A 22,845-nucleotide genomic window follows, 5' to 3' on the forward strand; every position below is an offset into this window, starting at 1 on the left:
ATGTTTTTGAACAGCATTGAAGGCGGCATGAATATGTGCGATCTGGATGTTTGCAATACCACGATGGGTCCCGTAGTCGTCCCGATTCCCTACCCCAATACCTCGACCAACGATGCCGCCGATCCGGCGACGACCGGGATGTGCGTTCTTTTCGACGGCATGCCCTCGGTGACCGTTATGACATCCCTGACGTTCAGCATGGATGACGAGACGGGCGATATGCTCGGTCTGGTGTCTCATATGATCATGGGCGAAACCACATTTCTGGAACCGGTGCCTAACGTGCTGATCGATGGCATGCCTGCGACCTGCATCATGGGCATGACCGGGCAGAATTGCCTGGAGGTGGTTCTAAATGGTCCCGGCAGCACCTTGGCGCCGTCGCAGACCATCGTAATGGCCGCTTGAACGGAGCGCATATGACCGTAGACGAAATACTGGCCGCCGCAGAACAAGGCGATATCATCGAACAGGCCGATTTGGCCGGGATGGATTTTTCCGGACGGGATCTATCGGCGGTTATATTTTCGAAATGCAATCTGGGCGGCGCCAATTTTTCAGGAGCAAAAGTGATCGGCACCGCGTTTCAGGATTGCGATCTGAGCGGCGCGAATTTTAACGACTGCAACTTGTTCAAGTCGATCTGGTCGGGTTTCAAGGCATCCTGTGCCAGTTTCCGGCGCGCGAACATGGGGCAGTTTGCGGCAAGCGATACCGATGTGTCGGGCGCAGATTTCAGCGGCGCGGATTTAAGCGGCAGCACCTGGACGAAGTGCCGGGTTGAGCGGGCCGATTTCAGCGGCAGCCGTTTGACTCGGGCCGCTTTTACCTCGTCCAACCTGAAGGGCGTTAACTGGGCGGGTTTGCATCTGGAGCGTATCATGGCGATCGAATGCGCAATGGAAGGCGCCACTCTTGCGCAAGCCAATCTCGAAAGAGCCACGTTCATGAAATGCGGCATGGCCGGCGTCACGCTAAATAAGGCGCGTTTACACCGCACGCTGATTCGCGATTCCTGCTTAACGAATCAGGATTTTTCAGGTAGCGAGTTTTATGGCGTGCAGGCTGGAGGCAGCGATTTTTCCGGGTGCAACTTCGAAAATGCGGCGCTCGGGCTTTCCTGTTTTTCTGGCGCCAATCTCGGCAACGCCAACCTGAGAGGCGCAACGGGCAGAAGCACTGCGTTTCTGGATGCCAATCTTGCCGGAGCCGATTTGAGTCACGCCCGGTTTGTACACGCATCATTCAGCAATGCCGATCTGAGCGATGCCAATTTGTCGAACATGTCCTGCCAGCATTCCTGCTTTGAAAAAGCGAAGGCGGTGCGAACCATTTTTAAAAATGCCGATCTGAGTGATTGTAATCTGGCCCATATGCTGGTCGAAAAGGCGGATTTTACCGGCGCATACCTGTTTCGCACCAAGCTGCATGGAATTAAAAACAAAGACGTCATTACCGATGTGGCCAGGATCGCGTCTTATAGCGGCGACAATGAAGACCGTTTGAAAGCTGAAAGCTGGCTCGCGTAGCCGTAACAGCATGCGCTGGTTTCTCATTTATTGGGCATAAAAGCATTGCCGGGAACTGATGCGGCTGCCGGAGGAGCCTGCTTTCCGGTTGTACAAAGCGGGTCCCGGAACACTAAATACATATTTGCGGCAGATTGTAACGAATATCAGTGCGTCCGCCACTGCTTTTCAAATCTCTAATACAGACACAATAACGGATGGTAAGCAATGCCAGAAAACAACGATTCGCTATTTTCCAACCGCCGCTACGCATTCAGCGTCGACGGGCTTTCCCCGCAGTCATTCGAAGTGGTGCGTTTTGACGGAGAAGAGGCTATGTCGACGCTGTACCGCTTCGATTTGCTGCTGGCGTCCACCGACAGCGATATCGACGAAGGCGCGCTGATAACCCAGACCGCGCAATTCAGCCTGAATGACGGCGTCGAAGGCGGGCATCCTACCGTTTATCGCGGCCTGGTGCAGTCGTTTATCTACCAGTACCAGATCAGCGGCTGGACCTTTTATCGCGCCACGCTGACGCCTAAATTGTGGTTGCTGGATACATTCTACCTGTCCGAAATTTATCTGGAAAAGACGCGTCCGGAGATTTTCCTGACCATCATGAGCAATGCGGGTTTTACTTTCGACGATGTCGATGTGCGCTTCCTGGAAATCCCGGATCATCCGCGGCGCGAGTTTATCTGTCAGTACCAGGAAAGCTACCTCACGTTTATCGCGCGCTGGACAGAGCGCGTGGGGATTTACTGGTGGTTCGAAGACGTTGACGGCAAGGAAAAAGTGGTATTCTGCAACAACCGCATGGGGCATAGGGAGGAGGCTTTGCTGTTGCATTACCGGCCGCCGGGCGAACTGGATGCGCTGATCGGCAAGCAGCGCCGTATCCAGAGTCTGGAACTGGAAGCGCGCAACCTGCCGAAAACCATCGTGATTCGCGATTACAACGAGCAGCGCGCCGGTATGGCCATCATGGGAACGACGACGGTCGACCCGAACGGCAGCGGCGAAGTGCATATTTTCGGCGAACACCTGCAAAACAACGACGAAGCCGCGCAGTTTGTCGCATTGCGCGCCGAAGGCTTTCGCTGCCGCAAGCACATTTACCGGGGCAGCAGCACGGCGACCGGTCTGCGCTGCGGCGAGTTCATGACGGTGCAGGGCCATCCGCGCAGCCGTTTCAACCAGCGTTACCTGGTGACCGGCGTCAGGCATCGCGGTTCGCAGTCCGGCTTGTTGCTGGAAGGACTGAGTGTGCCTGTCGAGATCGATGCGAACCGCTCCGGCGATTTTTACCTGGCCGAGATCACCGCGATACCCGCCAATGTGCAGTTCCGTCCGGAAATCACCCATCCCTGGCCGAAAATCGAAGGCACGATGACCGGCTTCATTGACGCGGAAGGCAGCGGTAAATACGCCGAACTGAATGAAAACGGCGAATACAAAGTGCAGCTGCCTTACGATATTACCGAGAAAAGCGCCAAGAAAGCCTCGGCATGGATACGCATGGCCAGCCCCTACGCCGGCGTGGATGACGGCGGTTCCGGCCATGGCATGCACTTCCCGCTGCATAAAGGCGCGGAGGTACTGCTGTCCTTCAGAAACGGCAATCCGGACAAACCGGTCATCATCGGCGCCGTGACCAACTCGATCACCCCGAACATGGTGACCAACGAAAACCAGACGCAATCGGTTATCCATACAGCCGGCGGCAACAGCCTGGAGTTTCATGACGAGGAAGGGCGGCAGGGCATACATTTCTTTTCCCCGGTTGCCGATACCCAATTCAGTTTGGGCGCGCCATTGTTAAGCGCCGGCAGTGTGAGCGCGGCGGCTTCAAGCAACTCAACAACGACCGAGGGTATTCATTTTGAGACCGATGGCAGTTTTACCATTGCTGCGATGGATGTATTGAGCAATGTCGGAGGATCTTCGACCATCAATGTAGCGGGAGCGGCCACAACCTTAACCGAAGGAGCTTTTACATTAGCCACGCTGGGACTGACCACCAATGCGGCCATAGGCGGCAACATTAACTTCAGCCTGGCTTATAACTTCATTCAAAATATCGGGCCCGCATACGAATACAACGCGACGGCAAAATACAGGATTGCGCCAGTCGCAGTCAACGCCACAGTATCCCAGATCGACGCTGTAACTACCAAGCTGAAGAATACGGTGACCGATGTCAATACCGCGCTCAATACGATAAACTCGAACGTCAACAAAGTCGTTACCGATGTTACAAACGTGAACAACGCCGTTACCAAAATGCAGGATACGGCTACATCTGTCAAAAACGAAGGTACGGGCATAACTTCCTGTTTAAGCAGGATTTTTACTTCCGCCACCCATGTCGCCAATAGCGCTGCCAAAGTATCGGTCACGGCATCCGAAGTAAAAACAAACGTAGTATCGAGTACCAGCGGCGTGCAAATATTCATGCCATAATTGAAGGAACCGAAACGCGTGAACAACAAGCTCGGCGTCTATTGTCCGTATGGAGGATGGAATCGCCGTTTCGATACCAATCAGCCGTGGGTAGAGCCATTGCAGGCTTGCCTGCTCAGGCCTGCGGTAATTGGAACTTGATTTTCTAGCGCATGTCTATTGCTTCAAGCCGGGACAACAACAGAGAGTCAGTATGACAGAAAACAAGAGAGTCAGTATGACAGAAAACAAAGGTTCGCTCTTTTCCGATCGCCGCTATGCATTCAGCGCCGGCGGGCTTGCTCCGGATACGTTCGAAGTAGTGCGTTTTGAAGGAGAAGAAGCCCTGTCAGCGTTATACCGCTTCGATTTGCTGCTGGCGTCCAGGGACAGCGATATCGACGAACGCGTTCTTCTCGGACAGCTTGCGCAATTCAGCCTGAACGACGGCGTCGAGGGCGGGCGGCCTACCGTCTATCGCGGTTTGCTGCGCTCGTTCGCCTATCAATATCAGATCAGCGGCTGGACGTTTTACCGCGCGACGCTGGCTCCGAAAATGTGGCTGCTCGATACGTTTTACCTGTCGGAAGTTTATCTGGATATGGACCGCCACGAGATATTTACCACAGTCATGCAGAATGCGGGATTTCTCTTCGATGATTTTGATTTGCGTTTTCAAAAAGGGAGCGCCGCTTATTCGAAGAGAGACTATATCTGCCAGTACCGGGAAAGTTATCTCAGCTTTATTGCGCGCTGGGCCGAACGACTGGGTATTTACTGGTGGTACGAAGAGAGTGACGGCAGGGAAAAAATCATCTTCAGCGACACCCGTATGGCGCATAAGGACGAGGGTCTACTGCTGAACTATCAGGATGCGGGCGAATTGGATGCCGCCATGGGCCGAAAACGCCGATTGCAAAGCCTGGAGTTGGAAGCCTGTAATTTGCCGAAAAAAATTGTGGTCAGGGACTACAGCGCCCAGCGCGCCAGCATGGAAATCATGGGTACGGCGGCAGTCGACCCGCACGGTAACGGCGAGGAACACATCTTCGGCGAACATCTGAAAAGCAATGGAGAAGCCGCCCATATAGCAAAATTGCGTGCCGAAGGCGTACTGGCGCGAGGCAATATATACCGGGGCGGCACCACGGCGACCGGTGCGCGTTGCGGCGGGTTCATCGAAGTGCAGGGGCATCCGCGCAAGCGTTTCGACCGGCGTTATCTGGTGGTCAGCGTCAAACACCGTGGCTCGCAGGCAGGACTCTTGCTGGAAGGGCTGAAAATTCCTGCCAGGGGCGAGACCGGCGGCTCCGCCGATTTTTATCAGGCGGAAATTTCAGCGATCCCGTCCGAAGTGCAGTTCCGTCCGGAAATCACTCACCTTTGGCCGAAAATCGAAGGCACGCTGAACGGCTTTGTCGACGCCGAAGGCAGCGGACAGTACGCGGAACTGAATGAGAAGGGCGAGTACAAGATACAGGTGCCGTTCGATGTGACGCATAAAAACGCGCAACGCGGTTCCGCCTGGATACGCATGGCGACGCCGTATGCGGGCAGCGACCACGGCATGCATTTTCCGTTGCACAAGGGTACGGAAGTGGTGTTGTCGTTTATCAATGGCGATCCGGACCAGCCGATAATACTCGGCGCAATCCCCAATTCGATAAACCCCAATGTGGTACGCAACGAAAATCAAATGCAGTCGCGTATCCGCACCGCTGGAGGTAATGAAATAGTTATGCACGACGAGGCAGGTAAGCAGCATCTGGAGCTCAGTTCGCCGATAGGTAATACCTCTATTCGTATCGGTTCTGCCAGCGGATCGTCTTCTGTCTCGGGAGCGGGTTCCTACGCGCAACAGCAAGCGGCATTATTGCCAACGGCACGGATACAACGGCACAAAACAAAGCAAATGTGGCAGGGCGCTTTGCAATGGAATCAGCTGTCAGGGTCCCAGCAAATGCAGCAAGGATGGCTTGACAGCGTCTGGAGCAATTTAAGCAGCTTTCAGCCGTCGTCAGGAGATGGTGGGGTAACGATAAATACTGCGGGAAGCGCGAAAATCACATGTTTGGATTACGCAAACATAGTAGGTGGCGAATATCTCAGCCTGATTGTCGGAAATAAAAACGAAGCAGTACTTGGCCCTGTAGAGAGTTTTTATGTATATAAATATGAATATGTATTTTTTAAAACAGATGTTTGGAGTGGTTCCAAAACCGAGACAGGAGCCGGGGCGAAGTCTGAAGTCCTTGTTGGAACCAAAAATGAATTGGTTACTGGAGCCAAGACTGAAACAATCATTGGCGACAAGACAGAGTCGGTCGCTGGAATAAAAACGTCTAAAGTCTTAGTCAAGAATGATATTGTCACATTCGCAAAACTGAGCGAATACGACACAGCGGTAAATAACATAAAAACCAAGCTTAGTGAAAGTGACCTCGCGCTGGAGAACTTAACGACGAACTTTATGAATGGTGATGTAACAATAGAAAACACTCAGACTTATGTTGCAAAGCGCGAAGCCTATATTGCGGAAAAACAAGCTTACATACAAAAATGCAGCGCATTTGCTTCCTTTGGCACTTCTATTTACATGCCCGAGTAGTAGTGTCTTGCGTCTGGTTTTTTCGAATCTTTGGCAGACCTTTGTTGAGGACTTTATTCTGTTGCCACGCGGAAAAAAGTGTACGCGTATCAAGAAAATTAGTGCGAATCTGGCTAGTATCAGAGCGAAAGTAGAGGATAACGAAGCCCACGTACAGTAAAGCGAAACATCTCTTGTTGATAACACTATGGGGATCTCAACGTATGATGCGATGGTTGGAAATAAATAAACCGCATGCTGATCCGGTATTTATATTTTATATATAACTTGCAGGAATTGCTTTACACAAAGTTTTCGTGGGTTTCTTGCGCATCACCGCAAAATAAGCGGTTATCGGACGCGGCAATATATACAGGGTGGATTATAACTAATGCAACACACCAAAATCGTTTACTGGTCTGAACGGGATTACTTGCAAGCCGAACGCGATGGCGCGCTGCGTCATGAGTATATCGCCGGGTATATCTACGCCCACGCCGGTGCAGGCAAGCTGCACAATATCATCGCGTTGAATATCGCCAGCCTGTTGCGTACCCATCTTCGGGGTTCGCCGTCCCATACTTTTATTTCCGATATGAAAGTACGGGTGAAAAGCGCCAAGGCCTATTACTATCCCGATATCGTGGTCAGCGGCAGCCCTTTGGATATAGCGAACGACAGCCCCGGGGATTTTCTGGTAGCGCCCAGCCTGATCGTCGAGATTTTATCGGAAAGCTCTGAAGTCATAGACCGGCGAGAGAAAATGCGGGCCTATTTTCAGTTGGATAGCCTGCTGGAGTATGTGCTGGTCGACAGCCGCCGTTTAAAGGTTGAGGTTTTTCGCCGTGGAGATGACGGCGAATATAATGTCGATATAGCCGGCGGTGCGGATACGGTCATGCTGCAATCGCTGGACCTTAAGATTGATATGCGCGCTATCTACGAAGATGTGGCGTTTCTGGATAACGAAGCCGCCGAATGACTACCGAGCAGGCGTTTAACCTGAACTGCCCGCTGCCCATCGGCCAGTACGAACACGCGACCCTGGCGCATGGCGGCGGCGGACGTTTGATGCAGCAGTTGCTGGAGCGTTTGATCCGTCCGGCGTTCGACAACCGGTGGCTGGATCAGCGCCACGACAGTACGGTGCTGGATATCGGCGGCAGCCGGCTGGCGTTTACCACCGACGGTTATGTCGTCAAACCGCTGTTTTTCCCCGGCGGCGATATCGGCAAACTGGCGGTTTGCGGCACGCTGAACGATCTGGCGATGAGCGGCGCCAAGCCGTTGTTTCTAAGCGCATCCCTGATCATAGAAGAAGGGTTTCCATTCGCGGATTTGCAGCGCATATTGCACAGCATGGGCGAGACCGCGCGCGCCGCAGGCGTGGCCATCGTCACCGGCGATACCAAGGTGGTGGAAAACGGCAAGGGCGACGGGCTTTACATCGTCACCAGCGGCATAGGTTCGATCGAACATCGCATGACGATAGGCCCGAGCAGTATCGCTGCGGGCGACGATATTCTGGTGACCGGCGACATTGGCCGTCACGGCGTCGCGATCATCTCGGAACGCGAAGGGCTGCGTTTCGAAACCAGCATAGCCAGCGACTGCGCCGATCTATCCGGGCTGGTGGCCGAATTGCTCGCTGCCGGTTGCGAGCTGCACTGTTTGCGGGATCTGACACGCGGCGGTTTGGCTAGCGCGGTGCTGGAGCTGGCGCGCGACGCGCAGCTGTCGATTGAACTCGATGAGGCCGCAATACCTGTGCTTCCTCAAGTCAGCGCCGCCTGTGAGATGCTGGGTTTCGATCCGCTCTATGTCGCCAACGAGGGCCAGATGACGCTGTTCGTGCCGCCTCCGGAAACCGAGCGTGTGTTGGCGTTATTGCATCAGCATTCGCTGGGGCGTCGGGCCGCCAAAATCGGCTCGGTCACCTCGCATGGCGAAGCCAGGGTCGAATTACGCAATGCTTTCGGCATCAAGCGCGTGCTGGATCTGTTGAGCGGAGAACAGTTGCCGAGAATTTGCTGAAGCTATCCGGTTAGTGCCTGATATCCCTGTAGGAGCGAGCTTTAGCCCGCGAAAGACGTCGATCGCGGGCTAAAGCCCGCTCCTACAGGGTATTATTGGAAATTGCATTGTTGAACCTTTTTGAGGGTGCTTTCTTTGGGGTACATACTATAGATACGGATTTTTATGCATAGTGCTCAAAACCGGATAGTGCAATACGATATGCTGCGCGGCCTCGCGATCAGCCTGATGTTGATGGCGAACAGCGCGGCATCGGTTTTGATCGCGGATGCGCCTCATCCGTTTTTGATGCGATTGGCAGGGTCGTTTGCCGCTCCGATATTCATGCTGCTGGCGGGCATGATGCTGGCGCTTGCCAAGCGACCCAAGCCGTCCCGCGGGCTGTTCATAATGATCGTGGGCGGCCTGATCGATATGGCGGTATGGCAATCGTTGCCGTTCCTGACTTTCGATGTGCTTTATACCATAGGATTGGCCATTATCGTTACCGCCTATCCGGCGCGTTATTTTTCGGCAACAGCGCTTGCGCTGACCGGCTTTGCTTTGCTGTTATGCGGTCAGTTGCTGCAATGGGGCGGCCTGTATCATTTCGAGCTGTTTTCGGTCGGTTTGAATTTCGACCAGCCGCTGCCGCCAGTGCGGGAAATACTGCCTCATATACCCCAGCAATTATTCATCGACGGTTGGTTTCCGGTTTTTCCGTGGCTGGGTTTTGTCTGGCTGGGCGCCGCGCTGCAGCGCAGCCTGCCGTCATTTGCGCCGGAAGTCCAGGGAGCCGGCGTTTCGTGGCGCTGGGGTCGGTATTCGACGCTGCTGCTGTTGGCGTCTTCCGGCTATTGGGCGATGACTTTTAATCTTCCGGCCATGCGCGACGGATACAGCGAGTTATTTTATCCGCCCGGTTTGGGATATTGCCTGACAGCGATAAGCGCATTTTGCGTACTGCTGTTCGTAATGCAATGGCTGATGCGCCATCCGCGCATTCTCATCCTGTTATCGCCGCTGGTCTGGATGGGGCGGCGATCGCTGTGGGTATATGTTTTTCATGTTGCGCTGATCCGTTATTGGCTCAGCAAATGTTGTGTTACGCCCGACCCGGTAAAGTTTTTATGGGTTGTATTGATGCTATGGACCCTGTCCGCATGGAGCGCGCGTTATTTACCCGCATTTTCTTTTCCGTCCAGACGTTGAATAAACACGAATCTTCGCGCGGCGCACCAAGTCCGCTTCACTGAGCACTACGGCCACCCTCCTGTTATTATCGGCTGCGGGTAACGCGCCGATGCCATGCTTGACGAGGAGTTTTATTGCGTCGGCAATGTCATTGTCCGGCTTCAGGTTATGACATCATGAACCATCGCATCTTTTCCGCCCATGCAATCACACTTATTATCCGGATTCGGCGTTATGTCCCCTCTTCAATCGTGCGATTCGCCGCATTTTTCAATGCCTGCGCTATTCGTTCGGCATCTTCAATAGCGACGGCTAAGAGAGACCGCAGACTTACGCCGGATTCTGATACTTCGAAATGCAGCTCTCTCTCAAGTTTTAACGCGTAGCCGTCTGTATGCGCGAGCCAATCAGTCGGCAAACTGATCGTCTGTGCGACTTGATTGCATTTGTCGGCAGCATAGGTGATGTACGTATTCAATGTACCTCCTTCTCTGCGGCTGATAGGCGTATTACCAAAGGTAAATGCTGCATTTTTACGATCTCCTGTTACATTAACGAACAAATTGAAAAACCGGTTGGTCAGCGCCTCTAAACGGGGTGGTATCAGAATCTAAGATAAGCAGGCGTAACACCAAATGCCAATGTAGGACATAAGTTTTTGGTAAAGCGTCATCAGTCCCCACGGGAACATCAGTATCACCAGTGTGATTAATAGGCGCATGACCAGAGGTAGATGCCGCAATTTGGAAAATGTAAGTTTCATCGTGCTTCTCCAGCGCTGACTCAAACCGGTTTTTTTAGATAGTAGTTTACAAATGCAAATATTTCAATAATAATAGAACTATGGAAACAAAAAATATGATTACCGCGCTGGCGGCGCTCGCCCAGGAGTCCCGTCTCGCCATCTTTCGATTGCTGGTTCAAACCGGCCCAGAAGGCTTGTCCGCCGGCAAGATCGGCGAGGCGCTGGCGATTCCGCCGTCTTCGCTGTCTTTTCATCTGAAGGAAATGACGCATGCCAATCTGGTGACGTGCAGGCAGCAGGGGCGTTTCGTGATCTGTTCAGCCAACTTCGATACGATGAACAGCCTCATCGCTTTTTTGACCGAGAACTGCTGCGGCGGCAATCCCTGTATCTCCATACCTTCACCTGTTTGTTCAACTACCGGGAAAACCAAGTCATGAGCGACAAAGTCTATAACGTCCTGTTTCTTTGTACCGGTAACTCCAGTCGCTATATTTATTAATTCTTGGGTAAACCAAATGAAAAAGCTCGAAATTTACGAACCGGCCATGTGCTGTTCCACCGGTGTTTGCGGCGTCGATGTCGATACCGTGCTTGTGCAGTTTGCTGCCGATTTGCAATGGTTGGCCGAACAGGGTGTTGAAGTGGCGCGTTACAACCTTTCCCAGCAACCCCAGGTTTTCGCCGCGAATCAGGATGTAGTCAAGGAAATGGATGCCGGTATGGATCGCTTGCCTATCGTCGTGGTGGACGGTCACATCGTTTCCACCGGCGTCTATCTGTCGCGTCCGCAATTGATGCAAAAACTGGCTTTGACGCCGGAAACGACCGCTCAAACGGCTGCTATTCCCGGCTGCTGCACACCGAAAAGCGGCTGCTGTTGAGCCTTATCGAGGCATTAAAGGAAAAAATGTAATGGGCCTTCCAACGCTTGATACCCGCTATCTGTTTTTTACAGGAAAAGGCGGTGTCGGTAAGACATCCTTGTCCTGCGCAACCGGCATCGCTTTGGCCGAAAGCGGAAAGCGCGTGCTCGTTGTCAGCACCGATCCGGCTTCGAATCTCGACGAGGTATTGGGCGTAGCGCTAAGCTCGACGCCGACGCCGATACCGGAGGTAGCCGGACTGTTTGCGCTAAACATCGACTCTGAAGTATCCGCGCGCGATTACCGCGAGCGCATGGTGTCGCCTTATCGCGGGATTTTGCCTCCGGCTGCGATTCAAAGCATGGAAGAACAGTTTTCCGGCGCGTGTGCGGTGGAAATCGCCGCATTCGACGAGTTTTCCGCATTGATCGGTCATCCAGAGAAGACCCAGGATTTCGATCATGTGATTTTCGACACCGCGCCTACCGGCCATACCCTGCGACTGCTGTCCTTGCCTTCGGCCTGGAACGGCTACATCGAATCCTCAACCAGTGGCGCGTCTTGCCTTGGCCCATTGGCCGGGCTGGAAAAACAGCGGGCGTTGTATGCCGCAACCGTGGCGCAACTCGCCGATGCCCGGCAAACCAGCGTCGTATTGGTGAGCCGCGCCGATCTTTCCGCTTTGCATGAAGCGGAACGGGCCAGCCGTGAATTGGGCGAGCTGGGCATTTTGAATCAGGTGCTGGTGATCAACGGACTGTTTCAGGCCGCAACATCGGCGGACGCGATAGCCAACGCGATGACGCGCCGCATGAATGCAGCGTTGGCGGCCATGCAGGAAAGGCTCGCGGCGCTGCCGCGTTTTGAAACACCCTTTATGCCCAAGAGCATGGTCGGTATCGCCGCGTTGCGCGCCCTCTCCCAGCCGGAAGCTGACACTTCGCTACCAAGCGCCATATCCGCGCGCCCCGATCTGCCCAGCTTTAACAGCTTGGTAAACGATCTGGAAAAAGCCGGGCATGGCGTCATCATGACCATGGGGAAAGGTGGCGTCGGCAAAACCACTATCGCCGCCGCTATCGCCACGGAATTGGCGCAACGCGGCCACAGCGTCGTGCTATCGACCACCGATCCGGCTGCGCACGTTGCGGCCGCTATCGAAAATCCGGTGAAAGGCCTGTCTGTCAGCCGGATCGACCCGGAAGCGGAAGTAGAGAAGTACCGGCAAGAGGTATTGGAAAAAACCGCCAATAACCTTGATGCCAATGTCAGGGAGATGCTGGAAGAGGATCTACGTTCGCCCTGCACCGAAGAAATCGCGGTCTTCCGGGCTTTCGCTAAAACGGTGGATGCCGGTAAAAATGCGTTCGTGGTATTGGACACCGCGCCGACTGGCCATACCATTTTGCTGCTCGACGCCGCCGAAGCCTATCACCGTGAAGTCATGCGCATGCAGGGCGACATGCCGGAAGCGGTGCGCCAACTGTTGCCGCGTTTGCGCGATCCGGACTTCACGCGGGTCATTATCGCCACGCTGGCGGAGGCTACCCCGGTTCACGAAGCCGAACGCCTGCAAAACGATCTGGTTCGCGCCGGTATTCAGCCTTACGCCTGGGTCATCAATCAAAGCCTGTTGGCGAGCGGCACGCGCGATCCGTTGCTGGCCGAACGCGGCCGGTATGAAATCCCTTTTGTGCTGAAGGTAGCCAGGGAACTGTCGTCGCGTTGCGTGCTGATTCCCTGGCTGGCGAAACCGCCCATCGGCAGCAAAGGACTTGCGCAGATCACTGATTCCGTAACCTGACAGTGCGAAACGAGGTGATTTCCTTGAAAGATTATCCCTGGTACGAAACCGTCCATGGCGCCCGGATTCCGGCATTCCCTGCCGGAATGACGAGATAAAGAAGCGAGCTGGAACTCTGGTATGTTTATTCATGGAAATAGCCTTAGGCTCATTATCGTCGGCAATCGTTTATCAACCATCGAACAGAAGGACTTTATCCATGACTCAAAAACCATTGACTGTTTTAGTTCTTTGTACCGGCAACTCCTGCCGCAGTATTATCGGCGAAGCGCTGGTCAATCACCTGGGTGCGGGCCGAGTGCGGGCTTTCAGCGCCGGCAGTCACCCCGTCGGTAAGGTTAACGAAAACGCGCTGGCGACTCTGGCGCGGCATGGACTGCCAACAAAAGGCTACTCCAGTAAATCCTGGGATGACCTGGAAAACGAGAACATCGATATCGTGATTACCGTCTGCGATAACGCAGCCGGCGAAGTCTGCCCGGCTTATTTGGGTTCGGTGGTGCGCGCGCATTGGGGCTTGCCTGATCCGGCTCATGTCAGCGGAACTCCGGAAGTCATCGCGGCGGCTTTTGAGGAAACTTATGCCGTGATGGAAAAGCGTATCCAAATGTTTTTGGCGCTGCCGCTGGAAGACCTGTCCCGGCAGGAACTCAGCGAGAAACTGAACCAAATCGGCTCCGACGGGGAGTGAGGAACCAAACATGTCAGGAGCATAACGCGATGACCAGAAAACACTCTCACAACAGCAAGACAACACCCTCAACTAAAACGGATTCCGCCAGCCCTCTGAACTTGTTCGAGCGTTATTTAACGCTGTGGGTCGCTCTGTGCATTATCGCCGGTATTGCGCTGGGCCACTGGTTTCCTGCTGCGTTCCAGCTCATAGGCAAGCAGGAAATCGCCAGGGTCAATATTCCGGTTGGCCTGTTGATCTGGGTCATGATCGTGCCGATGCTGCTCAAGATCGACTTCGGCGCATTACATCAGGTCAAGGAACACTGGAAAGGCATGGGCGTTACGCTGTTCATCAACTGGGCGGTCAAGCCGTTTTCGATGGCGCTGCTGGCGTGGATATTTATCCGGCAAGTCTTTGCTCCGCTGCTTCCCGCTGATCAGATCGACAGTTATATCGGCGGATTGATCCTGCTTGCTGCGGCCCCTTGTACCGCCATGGTGTTTGTGTGGAGCCAGCTGACCAAGGGTGATCCGTATTTCACGCTGTCGCAAGTCGCGCTCAACGACCTGATCATGGTGTTCGCATTTGCGCCGATAGTCGCGCTGCTGCTCGGTTTGTCTTCAATTACGGTGCCGTGGGATACGCTGCTGACTTCCGTGGCGCTGTACATCGTCATTCCGGTTATACTCGCGCAGATTTGGCGCAAGCTGTTGCTGGTCAAAGGCGAGGCTTATTTTCAAAAAGTGTTGCACGCTGTCGGACCGTTCTCGATAGCCGCGCTGCTGGCTACCCTGATCCTGTTGTTCGCGTTTCAGGGAGGCGCCATTATTCGCCAGCCGCAGGTGATCGCAATTTTGTCGGTGCCGATTTTGATACAGGTGTTCTTCAATTCCGGTCTGGCTTATCTGCTGAACCGGCAGCTTGGCGTTGCGCATTGCGTCGCCGCGCCGTCCAGTCTTATTGGGGCAAGCAACTTTTTCGAGCTGGCGGTAGCAACCGCCATCAGCCTGTTCGGTTTCGAATCCGGTGCGGCTCTGGCCACTGTGGTCGGCGTGTTGATCGAGGTGCCGGTAATGCTGCTGGTCGTTGAAGTCGTCAATCGTTCACGGCCCTGGTATGAGCGGCGCGTTTAGTCTCAACCCGCAGCTTCCTGTCCCGACTCAAAAGCACTTGTTGAATTGTGGGGTAACTATTCAGCTACCCCTTTGCCTATAAATTTTTCCGCCGTAAGCTCGCGCAGGTTCAGCTGGCTGAATAGTTACAATTGTGGCTTCATTGCTTTATGACCAGCCCAAGCCCGTCGGCAACCGGAAGCAGGCTGTTGATGACCCGGGCATCATGATGGATTTTTTCGTTAAGTGCGCGTATCGCCAGCGTGTCCTTATCGGTTGCGCCGGGATCGGCCACCTTACCGCCCCATAACAGATTGTCCAGCAACAACAATCCGCCTGTGCGCAGTAGCTGTAGCGTGCGTTCGTAATAGCCGTCGTAATTTTCCTTGTCGGCGTCTATGAAGGCCATATCGTATAGTCCGGAATGGCCGTCCGCAATCAGCTCATCCAGCGTAGTCAGGGCCGGTCCCAGTTGCAGGCTTATCTTGCCGCTTACGCCGGCCAACTCCCAATAGCGGCGCGCGACGCCGGTCCATTCCTCGCTGACATCGCAGGCCGTAATGCGCCCGTCCTCCGGCAAGGCCAGCGCTACGGCCAGGGAGCTGTAACCGGTGAACACGCCGATTTCGAGTACGCGTTTTGCCTGTATCAGTTTTGCCAGCAATGCCATGAACTGGCCTTGCTCCGGCGTAATCTGCATTCCGGCCAGGGGCAGTTGCGCAGTTTCTTCCCTGAGCCGGCGCTGCACCGCGGATTCGCGCGACGATACCGACAGCAGGTAATCATAAAGCGTATCGCTTAAGCCAAGATTCTTGTTTGACATGGCGGCTCCAATATGTGGGGGGGGTACTTTTGAGTCATAAACGAAGCGTCCGGGTTGAGGCAAACCAGCCGGGACACGCAGAAGCGTGTCGGGGGAGATTAACCACGGGGGGGCGAAGTCCACATCCGCTGAGGCTGGGCAAAAGGAGTTACGCTCACGCCGGCGGGATGAAAGTACTCCAGCAGCTTTGCGTTGCGCAGCCAACCGCGCACATTGCGTTCAAGAGTTTGCTCCTGGTACTCGCGAGTTACAAAATTACGCTCGACGTAATGGGTGTAAAGCTCCTGCAATTTGGTTTGGACATCCTCGGCCAAAACGATGCGCGACTCACTGAAGCGCAGCATGGTTTCACGCGGCTTGACGATTTCGCGCCACAGCGCCAGCGCACCGGCGCGATCCAGATGCAAATCTCCGCCCTTCGGTTTGAGCATGTCGTCGATACGTTGCAATTCTTCGCGTAAAGTGCGCATGCACGCGCGAAAAACAGCGGAATCCATGTGTTCGAAAAAGCGAGTCACTCGCGCATAGCGGTGCATCAATAGTTTGAAACCAAAAAAACGGGCATTGGGCGCAAACACGACCACGCCGACATTGGCGAACTCGCCTGTTTCGACGAAAGGCATGAAACGGACAATACTATAGTGACAAGCGGTATTCATGACGGCAACAACCAAAAAACATCAGTGAGCCAAAACATCAGTGAGCCTTATCCAGCAACTTCCTGGCTTCGACGAAAGGAAATTCAACCGGAATCGTCCGTTCCGTATCAATGAACATCCAGAACTCGGGGAGATTATGGCAGCTTGCTTCCCGGATACCCAGTGCCTGCGTGTATCGTTGCGTATAGTCATTCCTCCGGGTTATTAAGTCGCTGAACATTGAAGGTATATCGTCAGAGAAAACATGTAGTTTGACGAAGTCCTTGCCCGAAAACCTTTGGCAAAGATCTGTCCCCGGTTATTCTATTGACTCGTTAAGTACCGTTAAGCAAAGTTGTAAGAAAAGGAAATTCATGGCAGCAAATGGCATCTATCTGTTGTCGGATATAGTCATCACCGCTGTCGTGCCTGGCTAAGCAGAGATAGTGATTTTTTCCTTCATGTTGTGCATAAATAATCCACTCACCAGATAGTGCTTCTGCATTGGCTAACCGCTTCCAGTTTCCACTCACGACATCATTCGCAAGTGGCTTGATGTCTTCTATGGTGACATAGCGTTCTTCGCCCGCTTCCTGCGCTTCACGCATACATTGCTGGAACAATGGTATACCATATAGATCGAGTCCTTTTTTTACATTGAGGGCCAATGCACGCAGCCCATCCTCAAGGTAGTGCTTATGCCATAGCCCTTTCAGCGGTGACTTTGGGCGATTGAACTGACTAGGCGGCTTTAGCTGGCTTGGTGTTCCTATGCCTTCCAAAGCTTGTATCTCGTGGATGACCTTTGCCGGATTTAATGCTCCTGATTTAAAACCACCAAATAGCCCCAGTAATAAAAGCATGCTGTATCGGCCTGGCGCAATGGCTTCAAGGCCAATGAAGTTGGCGAAGTAGGTTAACTCCGCAGACATGTCGTCGCCATTGGCAGCTGTCGCAGTAAATTTTTTATCCGTCATTACGCGGCAAGCCTCATAGTCGGAGATAAAGCTGCGTGCAGCGCAGCAGCCAATAGGCGGCGGCTGTCGGTTTCAGTAGTGGTTAGCTGCGTATCCAGTTGGTCGCATAGCGTCATCAGTTCATCGATCTTGGCGACGATGCGTTGTTGCTCAGTGATAGGTGGGAGAGGGAATACAAACGAAGCGAGTCCTTTGCCTGTGAAATGTTTTATTCCAACTCCGGTGAAATAAGATGAAAGCCTCCCGCAGTCTGAGCTTTCGCGGAGTACATTGACGAAAAACTCTGGATTAACATTACCGGAAAACCGCACACGATGAATGGCTTTTTGGAAATAGATGCTACTTTCTCGCTCATCCCATACAGCTGCGCGTCCAGGTTCACCACCTTCACAAATCAGAACATCACCATGACGTAACGCGAATTGATCAAGTTCTTCATCTTCAAATGGCATTTCGTACAAATCTGATAAATTGAAGTCGAACCAACGTACATTGATATTTCGAAGGTAGCGACGAGGCGAGCCCTTATTTTTTGCCTTATCCAGCATTTTTCCCAGTCGGTTTTCTCCGGTTTGCTCTACTGTCGTCCACTGCCAGGAATCAGGGATTTGAAATGGCGCAATGTTGTTGGTTGGTATTGCTCCGCTACGCTTGGGTAGAGTGGCGGCAGGTTCATCATTCGGGTCTTGAGGAACCAGCCGCCCACGCACAGCCAGATTGAGTATAGTTTGACGTAGCTGTTTGATGTGCTCGGGACGGGTAGAAAGACGCGGCAGGTTATCCAGGTGAAAGCGGGCGGCTTCCCTGGCTTCTTCCGGTTCTGAAACGCAAATGCGTTGCAGGCTGGCTTTAACCAATCGGTCGCGCCGTGTTTCGCGCTTGTTTTTCGCTGCCTCCAACTGGACGCATAGGGTCATTAGTTCATCGACTTTGGCGACGATGCGGTGTTGTTCGGCGAGAGGAGGGAGTGGCACGACGAAGTTCTGGATATCTTCCAAAGAAACGTTATTCATAGCACCGCCCCTTGACTTATCTAGAACATCTTGAGCAACAGACGACTGAATACAGATAAGAAGGAACGATGGGATATAAATAAGCTTGGTACCACGAATAATAGCTAGTGCCTGATTAGTATTCGCGGGGAGTATTTCCTTTGTCACAACCGCACAGGTACCAATTGAGCCCGCGATTGAAAACAGAATGTCACCATCATCTAATCTGGAGCGGGCCAAGAAGTTATGCGTTGCTTCTGAAATATAGCTTGTTACATTGGCAGGAAAAAGGCGTCCTTTTTTTATTGCTTCTACCTTGATGAAGTTAACTCCTGTTTCTGTGAACGAATGACCGTAGGAAGTCGGCGTACTTCCTTTTGTTATTAAAGTTGATAAAGCTCCAAGACGCTCCCATTTCCAGTTGACTGGACTGATATTAGGCACCTCATCTTTATCAACTGTTCGAAGCTGCTTTTGTCTCCGAAGCGTTCCTTCCCGCACTAACCGTACCTTCTCCGCCTGAATCCGCTTCAACAACTCCGCAGCCGGTTCATCATGCGGGTCTTGCTCCACCAGCTTGCCGCGCACCGCCAGATCGAAGATAAAGCGGCGCAGGCGCGGTATCGCGTCCGGCACCTCGCTGATGCGGTCGAAGTGTTGCAGCAGAAGTTCGGCGTTCATCTTAAGGATCGCCCGCCTTATCAAGCAGCTCGGTCACGGTGCTATGGAGCTCCGGCAGGGATTCCTGAATGGTGCGCCAGACCGTAAGGTCATTAACCGCAGCATAACCATGGATCAGTAGATTGCGAAACGCCACGATTTGTGGAACATCGGGAATCCGGTCAGCCCATTGCGGATCAATTTTGCATAACTGGTTAAGCGCCTCGCCGATGATTTCGAACTGTCGCTCGACAGCGGAACTCAACATCCGGTCACTGATGTAATCATCAAAGGTCTTGTCCACGACAAATTCAAGTATCGCCTCGGCAGCCTCCCGTACATCCCATAGGTAGGCGCGGGGATCACGCTCCATAGATTATCTCGCGGGTTTGGTTGATGCTTGCCTGAACATAAGGGTTACGAATGGCGGAGGCTTCCGCCAGATCGACTTTTCGACCAAGAATACGGGACAGGCCGGTTTGTAAATCGAAAAAGGTTTTGAGCGAAGGACTGCCGGAAGCCGTTGAGAACTCGACAAGAAAGTCCGCATCGCTGGTTTCAGGATTGAAATCGGTGCCGCGCGCGGCAGAACCGAAAATCTCAAGGCGCTGGACACGATAGCGGCGGCAAAGCTCTGCGATGGGTTCCTTTCTGTCATGGATTAGAGGGTGCATGCCGGTTTACCCTGGATGTCGGTTAATCGAACGGGACAATCAGTGAATATCCGCTTTGCGGCTGCTTCATTTTGAGCGCAGTTTATCACCGTTGCAGCAAGCCTTGATGCAGTGGGTTTGTCTCACCAGCGGTGAGACTTTCAGGCTATTTCCATGAAAACATACCAGAGTTCCAGTTCGCTTCTTTATGTAATGGTCAACAAAAACCGGACACCTGTTCAGGCAGCGTTTCTATAAAATTCCCGCTCGAATTCGAGTGGGGACTGGTAGCCCAATGTTGAGTGTGGTCGAAGGCCATTATAAAAAGCCAAATAATCGATCACACTCAGTTTTGCCGCCGCTTGGGTCTTGAATTTTTCGTAGTTGAGCTGCTCATGCTTCAAGCTGCGAAAAAAACGTTCGGTCGGCGAGTTGTCCCAGCAGTTCCCTTTGCGGCTCATACTCTGTTCCATCTTCATCACGTCTAAATGCCGGCGATATTCCCTGCTCGCATACTGGCTGCCACGATCCGAGTGATGCAACAGACCGGGTGGCGGTTTGCGGCGCCAGAAGGCCATTTGCAAGGCCTTGACGCACAGCGAGGCCCGCATGTGATCATCAATCGCCCAGCCCACGACTTGCCGGGAAAACAGATCGATGACCACCGCGACATAAAGCCAGCCTTCTAGGGTCCACACGTAGGTGATATCTGTCGTCCATACTTGATTGGGCTTGCCAACCTGGAATTGCCGGTCCAAGCGGTTGGGCGAAATGGCCTCGTTATGGTTGCTATCGGTAGTGACTTTAATTCGCCTGGGATAGCGCACCTTCAAGTTTAAATCTCGCATGATGCGCCGCGTTTTAAAACGCCCAACGACAAAACCTTGTTTTTGCAGTCGATCCGCTAAACGACGCGAACCAAAGCACTGTTTATTGTCGATGAAAATCTGCCTCGCTTTCTCGGCAAGCTTTTGATCTTGTTGATCCTTATCACTGTCCTGCGGGGCTTTTAACCACTCATAATATGCACTGCTACTCACCTGCATCACTCGGCAGAGCACGGTCACTGGATACGTCTTCTGTTGCGCCTGAATAAACCCGTACTTTATTCGGCTTCTTTCGCAAAGAAGACTGCGGCCTTTTTTAAGATTTCACGCTCCATGCGTAATTGTTCAATTTCCTTGCGCAAACGAATCAATTCATCGTGATCCCCCAGATTCAAGCCTGGCTTTTTCGTCGCAGACTCATTGCCGGAAGGCTTGCGTTCCGCCCGCACCCAGCGTCCCAGGGCACTTAATGATATGCCCAAATGATCGGCAGCCTGGTTCAGGCTGTAGCCTTTTTCAAGAACCAGCTGGGCGGCATCTTGCTTAAATTCCAGACTGTATTTGGGGCGCTTGTGTTTTTTCTCGTTTGTCTTCATGCTCACCTCTGCTGACAGTATAAATTCTGCCTTTGGAAGTGTCCGGGTTCATTAAACCATTACATTATCTCGTCATTCCGGCAGGGAATGTCGGAATCCAGACGCCATGGATGGTTTCGTACCCTGAAAAAGCAACCCCCCTGGTGCGCATCGTTGAGAGGCGTGGGGGGTATTGTTGCGCCTATCTTCGCAGCCGCCTGCATCGCCGTCAAGCAACAATTGATTGAATAAGTTCTGGTATTTTTAACCTTTGACAAAGGATAGTCTATTATCGCAGCAACGCATCGGCCAGTATTGCTTTCAACCGGTCGCGCAGTTCGGCGGTCTCTTGTTCGTCCTGTTCCAGTTTCGCCAGCAGTTCCTGCGGGTCGCCGTGGTCGTCGGCGACGACATGCGGATTTTTGTAGTCGAGGTTGTAATTTCTGGCCTTGATGTCGTCGATGCCGACTTTCCAGGCCTGTTCGGTTTTCTGCCGGTCTTGGCGCGCTGCGCCGCCCCACCAGTCGATGCAGCTTTTGAAGTGCTCGATTCGGATCGGGCGGGTCATCGAGTAGGCTTTCTGGGTTTCCGGTACGCGGTGTTCGTAAAACCAGATGTCCTGCGTCGGTTCGCCTTTTTCGAAGAACAGCAGATTGGTGCCGATGCTGGCGTAAGGTTTGAACACGCTGTTCGGCAGACGCACGATGGTGTGCAGGTTACACTCTTCCAGCAGGTGTTCCTTAAGCCGGGTTTTGACGCCTTCGCCGAACAGGCTGCCGTCCGGCAATACGATAGCCGCGCGCCCACCCGGTTTCAGCAGGCGGATGAACAGCGCCAGAAACAGGTCGGCGGTTTCCCTGGTGCGGAAATGCGCAGGGAAGTTGGATTCGATGCCATCTTCTTCCTTGCCGCCAAACGGCGGGTTGGTGAGGATGATGTCCACCCGGTCGGATAGCTCGTAGCTGATATAGGGTCTTGCCAGCGTGTTGTCGTGACGCACGAAACTGGGGTCTTCGATGCCGTGCAGCAGCATGTTGGTTATGCACAGCATGTGTGGAAGCTGTTTCTTTTCCACCGCGCGCAGGCTGGCCTGCATGGCCTGTTCGTCTTCGACCTTTTTGACGTAGCGCTCGCGCATGTGGCGTAGCGCGCAGGTTAAAAAACCGCCGGTGCCGCAGGACGGGTCGAACAGGATTTCACCGGGCTTGGGGTCGATGCGGTCCACCATGAAGGCGGTGACGGCGCGCGGGGTGTAATACTCGCCGGCATTGCCCGCGCTTTGCAGATCGTTGAGCAATTGTTCGTAGATGTCGCCGAAGTGTTTACGTTCGGCGAGGTTGTTGAAGTCAACATGGTTAATCTTGTTGACGACCTGCCGCATGAGCTGGCCGGATTTCATGTAGTTGTAGGCGTCCTCGAACACTGCGCGCACCACGCGGCGGCGGTTGGCGTTCTTGCCGGTTACGGCCAGTTCCTTGAGGCTGGGGAACAGGTCGCCGTTGATGAACAGCAGCAGTTCGTCGCCGGTCATGCCTTCCGGGTTGGCGGCCCAGGCGCGCCATTGCAGGCGTTGCGGGATCGGCGACTGGTAATTGTCCTGCATCATCTCCAGTTGCTGATCCTGATCGTCGATGATCTTCAGAAAGAACATCCAGCAAAGCTGGGACAGACGCTGGGCATCGCCATCGACGCCGACATCCTGGCGCATGATGTCCTGTATGGATTTAACGGTATTTCGGGCGGACATGAA

General features: G+C 53.4%; 23 protein-coding genes and 1 pseudogene. 13 read left to right on the forward strand and 11 right to left on the reverse strand.

Features of this window, described 5'->3' with window-relative positions:
- From F6R98_RS02870 to F6R98_RS02900, 8 genes are all read left to right on the forward strand, one after another.
- Positions 1 to 408, forward strand: a complete 408-nt coding sequence (locus F6R98_RS02870) for a DUF4150 domain-containing protein (protein WP_153247681.1) — start codon at positions 1 to 3, stop codon at positions 406 to 408.
- Between the two features lie 11 nt (positions 409 to 419).
- Positions 420 to 1,529: a pentapeptide repeat-containing protein gene (locus tag F6R98_RS02875; protein ID WP_153247682.1), complete on the forward strand. Its 1,110-nt coding sequence runs from the start codon at positions 420 to 422 to the stop codon at positions 1,527 to 1,529.
- Positions 1,530 to 1,736: 207 nt separating this feature from the next.
- Positions 1,737 to 3,974: a type VI secretion system Vgr family protein gene (locus F6R98_RS02880; protein ID WP_153247683.1), complete on the forward strand. Its 2,238-nt coding sequence runs from the start codon at positions 1,737 to 1,739 to the stop codon at positions 3,972 to 3,974.
- Positions 3,975 to 3,992: 18 nt separating this feature from the next.
- Positions 3,993 to 4,115: a hypothetical protein gene (locus F6R98_RS22390; protein ID WP_265588129.1), complete on the forward strand. Its 123-nt coding sequence runs from the start codon at positions 3,993 to 3,995 to the stop codon at positions 4,113 to 4,115.
- A 76-nt stretch (positions 4,116 to 4,191) separates the two neighbouring features.
- A complete protein-coding gene (locus tag F6R98_RS02885) occupies positions 4,192 to 6,561 on the forward strand; it encodes a type VI secretion system Vgr family protein (RefSeq protein WP_194270107.1) in 2,370 nt (789 codons plus the stop codon).
- Between the two features lie 370 nt (positions 6,562 to 6,931).
- Positions 6,932 to 7,522, forward strand: a complete 591-nt coding sequence (locus F6R98_RS02890) for a Uma2 family endonuclease (protein ID WP_153247685.1) — start codon at positions 6,932 to 6,934, stop codon at positions 7,520 to 7,522.
- Positions 7,519 to 8,574: a hydrogenase expression/formation protein HypE gene (hypE, locus tag F6R98_RS02895; protein WP_153247686.1), complete on the forward strand. Its 1,056-nt coding sequence runs from the start codon at positions 7,519 to 7,521 to the stop codon at positions 8,572 to 8,574. The genes F6R98_RS02890 and hypE overlap by 4 nt, the downstream gene beginning before the upstream one ends.
- A gap of 165 nt (positions 8,575 to 8,739) precedes the next feature.
- Positions 8,740 to 9,765: a heparan-alpha-glucosaminide N-acetyltransferase domain-containing protein gene (locus F6R98_RS02900; protein ID WP_153247687.1), complete on the forward strand. Its 1,026-nt coding sequence runs from the start codon at positions 8,740 to 8,742 to the stop codon at positions 9,763 to 9,765.
- 214 nt (positions 9,766 to 9,979) lie between these two features.
- On the opposite strand, the gene F6R98_RS02905 is transcribed toward F6R98_RS02900, so the two are convergent.
- The gene (locus tag F6R98_RS02905; protein WP_153247688.1) at positions 9,980 to 10,225 is read right to left on the reverse strand and encodes a hypothetical protein; all 246 of its coding nucleotides are present in this window, start codon (positions 10,223 to 10,225) and stop codon (positions 9,980 to 9,982) included.
- 365 nt (positions 10,226 to 10,590) lie between these two features.
- Here F6R98_RS02905 and F6R98_RS02910 point away from each other — a divergent pair, with 365 nt between their 5' ends.
- From F6R98_RS02910 to arsB, 5 genes are all read left to right on the forward strand, one after another.
- Positions 10,591 to 10,932: an ArsR/SmtB family transcription factor gene (locus F6R98_RS02910; RefSeq protein ID WP_153247689.1), complete on the forward strand. Its 342-nt coding sequence runs from the start codon at positions 10,591 to 10,593 to the stop codon at positions 10,930 to 10,932.
- A 78-nt stretch (positions 10,933 to 11,010) separates the two neighbouring features.
- Positions 11,011 to 11,376: an arsenite efflux transporter metallochaperone ArsD gene (gene arsD, locus F6R98_RS02915; protein WP_153247690.1), complete on the forward strand. Its 366-nt coding sequence runs from the start codon at positions 11,011 to 11,013 to the stop codon at positions 11,374 to 11,376.
- Between the two features lie 31 nt (positions 11,377 to 11,407).
- Positions 11,408 to 13,162 carry an arsenical pump-driving ATPase gene (gene arsA / locus F6R98_RS02920; RefSeq protein WP_153247691.1) on the forward strand — a complete coding sequence of 585 codons (1,755 nt, stop codon included), beginning with the start codon at positions 11,408 to 11,410 and terminating at the stop codon, positions 13,160 to 13,162.
- Positions 13,163 to 13,361: 199 nt separating this feature from the next.
- Positions 13,362 to 13,853: an arsenate reductase ArsC gene (locus F6R98_RS02925; protein ID WP_153247692.1), complete on the forward strand. Its 492-nt coding sequence runs from the start codon at positions 13,362 to 13,364 to the stop codon at positions 13,851 to 13,853.
- Positions 13,854 to 13,882: 29 nt separating this feature from the next.
- A complete protein-coding gene (arsB, locus tag F6R98_RS02930; protein WP_153247693.1) occupies positions 13,883 to 14,971 on the forward strand; it encodes an ACR3 family arsenite efflux transporter in 1,089 nt (362 codons plus the stop codon).
- A gap of 139 nt (positions 14,972 to 15,110) precedes the next feature.
- On the opposite strand, the gene F6R98_RS02935 is transcribed toward arsB, so the two are convergent.
- The 10 genes and pseudogenes from F6R98_RS02935 to F6R98_RS02975 form a co-directional block, all read right to left on the reverse strand.
- The gene (locus F6R98_RS02935; protein ID WP_153247694.1) at positions 15,111 to 15,773 is read right to left on the reverse strand and encodes a class I SAM-dependent methyltransferase; all 663 of its coding nucleotides are present in this window, start codon (positions 15,771 to 15,773) and stop codon (positions 15,111 to 15,113) included.
- Between the two features lie 98 nt (positions 15,774 to 15,871).
- Positions 15,872 to 16,432, reverse strand: coding sequence for a DUF3037 domain-containing protein (locus F6R98_RS02940; protein WP_153247695.1), 561 nt, complete (start codon positions 16,430 to 16,432; stop codon positions 15,872 to 15,874).
- Between the two features lie 37 nt (positions 16,433 to 16,469).
- Positions 16,470 to 16,700 (reverse strand): annotated as a pseudogene (locus F6R98_RS22680) (HipA family kinase); the annotation flags it as partial.
- Between the two features lie 46 nt (positions 16,701 to 16,746).
- Positions 16,747 to 17,388 carry a hypothetical protein gene (locus F6R98_RS02945; RefSeq protein WP_228125060.1) on the reverse strand — a complete coding sequence of 214 codons (642 nt, stop codon included), beginning with the start codon at positions 17,386 to 17,388 and terminating at the stop codon, positions 16,747 to 16,749.
- On the reverse strand, positions 17,388 to 19,061 hold the full coding sequence (locus F6R98_RS02950) for a restriction endonuclease subunit S (protein WP_153247696.1): 1,674 nt from the start codon (positions 19,059 to 19,061) through the stop codon (positions 17,388 to 17,390). Before F6R98_RS02950 ends, F6R98_RS02945 begins: the two co-directional genes overlap by 1 nt.
- Before the next feature lies 1 nt (position 19,062).
- Positions 19,063 to 19,413 (reverse strand): HepT-like ribonuclease domain-containing protein, encoded by a 351-nt coding sequence (locus tag F6R98_RS02955; protein WP_153247697.1) that lies wholly within the window; start codon positions 19,411 to 19,413, stop codon positions 19,063 to 19,065.
- Positions 19,403 to 19,714, reverse strand: a complete 312-nt coding sequence (locus F6R98_RS02960) for a nucleotidyltransferase family protein (RefSeq protein WP_153247698.1) — start codon at positions 19,712 to 19,714, stop codon at positions 19,403 to 19,405. Before F6R98_RS02960 ends, F6R98_RS02955 begins: the two co-directional genes overlap by 11 nt.
- Before the next feature lie 218 nt (positions 19,715 to 19,932).
- Positions 19,933 to 20,802, reverse strand: coding sequence for an IS3 family transposase (locus tag F6R98_RS02965; protein ID WP_153247699.1), 870 nt, complete (start codon positions 20,800 to 20,802; stop codon positions 19,933 to 19,935).
- A complete protein-coding gene (locus F6R98_RS02970; RefSeq protein ID WP_153247700.1) occupies positions 20,799 to 21,116 on the reverse strand; it encodes a transposase in 318 nt (105 codons plus the stop codon). The genes F6R98_RS02965 and F6R98_RS02970 overlap by 4 nt, the downstream gene beginning before the upstream one ends.
- 268 nt (positions 21,117 to 21,384) lie before the next feature.
- Positions 21,385 to 22,842 (reverse strand): class I SAM-dependent DNA methyltransferase, encoded by a 1,458-nt coding sequence (locus tag F6R98_RS02975; RefSeq protein WP_153247701.1) that lies wholly within the window; start codon positions 22,840 to 22,842, stop codon positions 21,385 to 21,387.
- Positions 22,843 to 22,845: the final 3 nt, after the last annotated feature.

This window comes from Candidatus Methylospira mobilis, from assembly GCF_009498235.1.
Lineage (GTDB): Bacteria > Pseudomonadota > Gammaproteobacteria > Methylococcales > Methylococcaceae > Methylospira > Methylospira mobilis.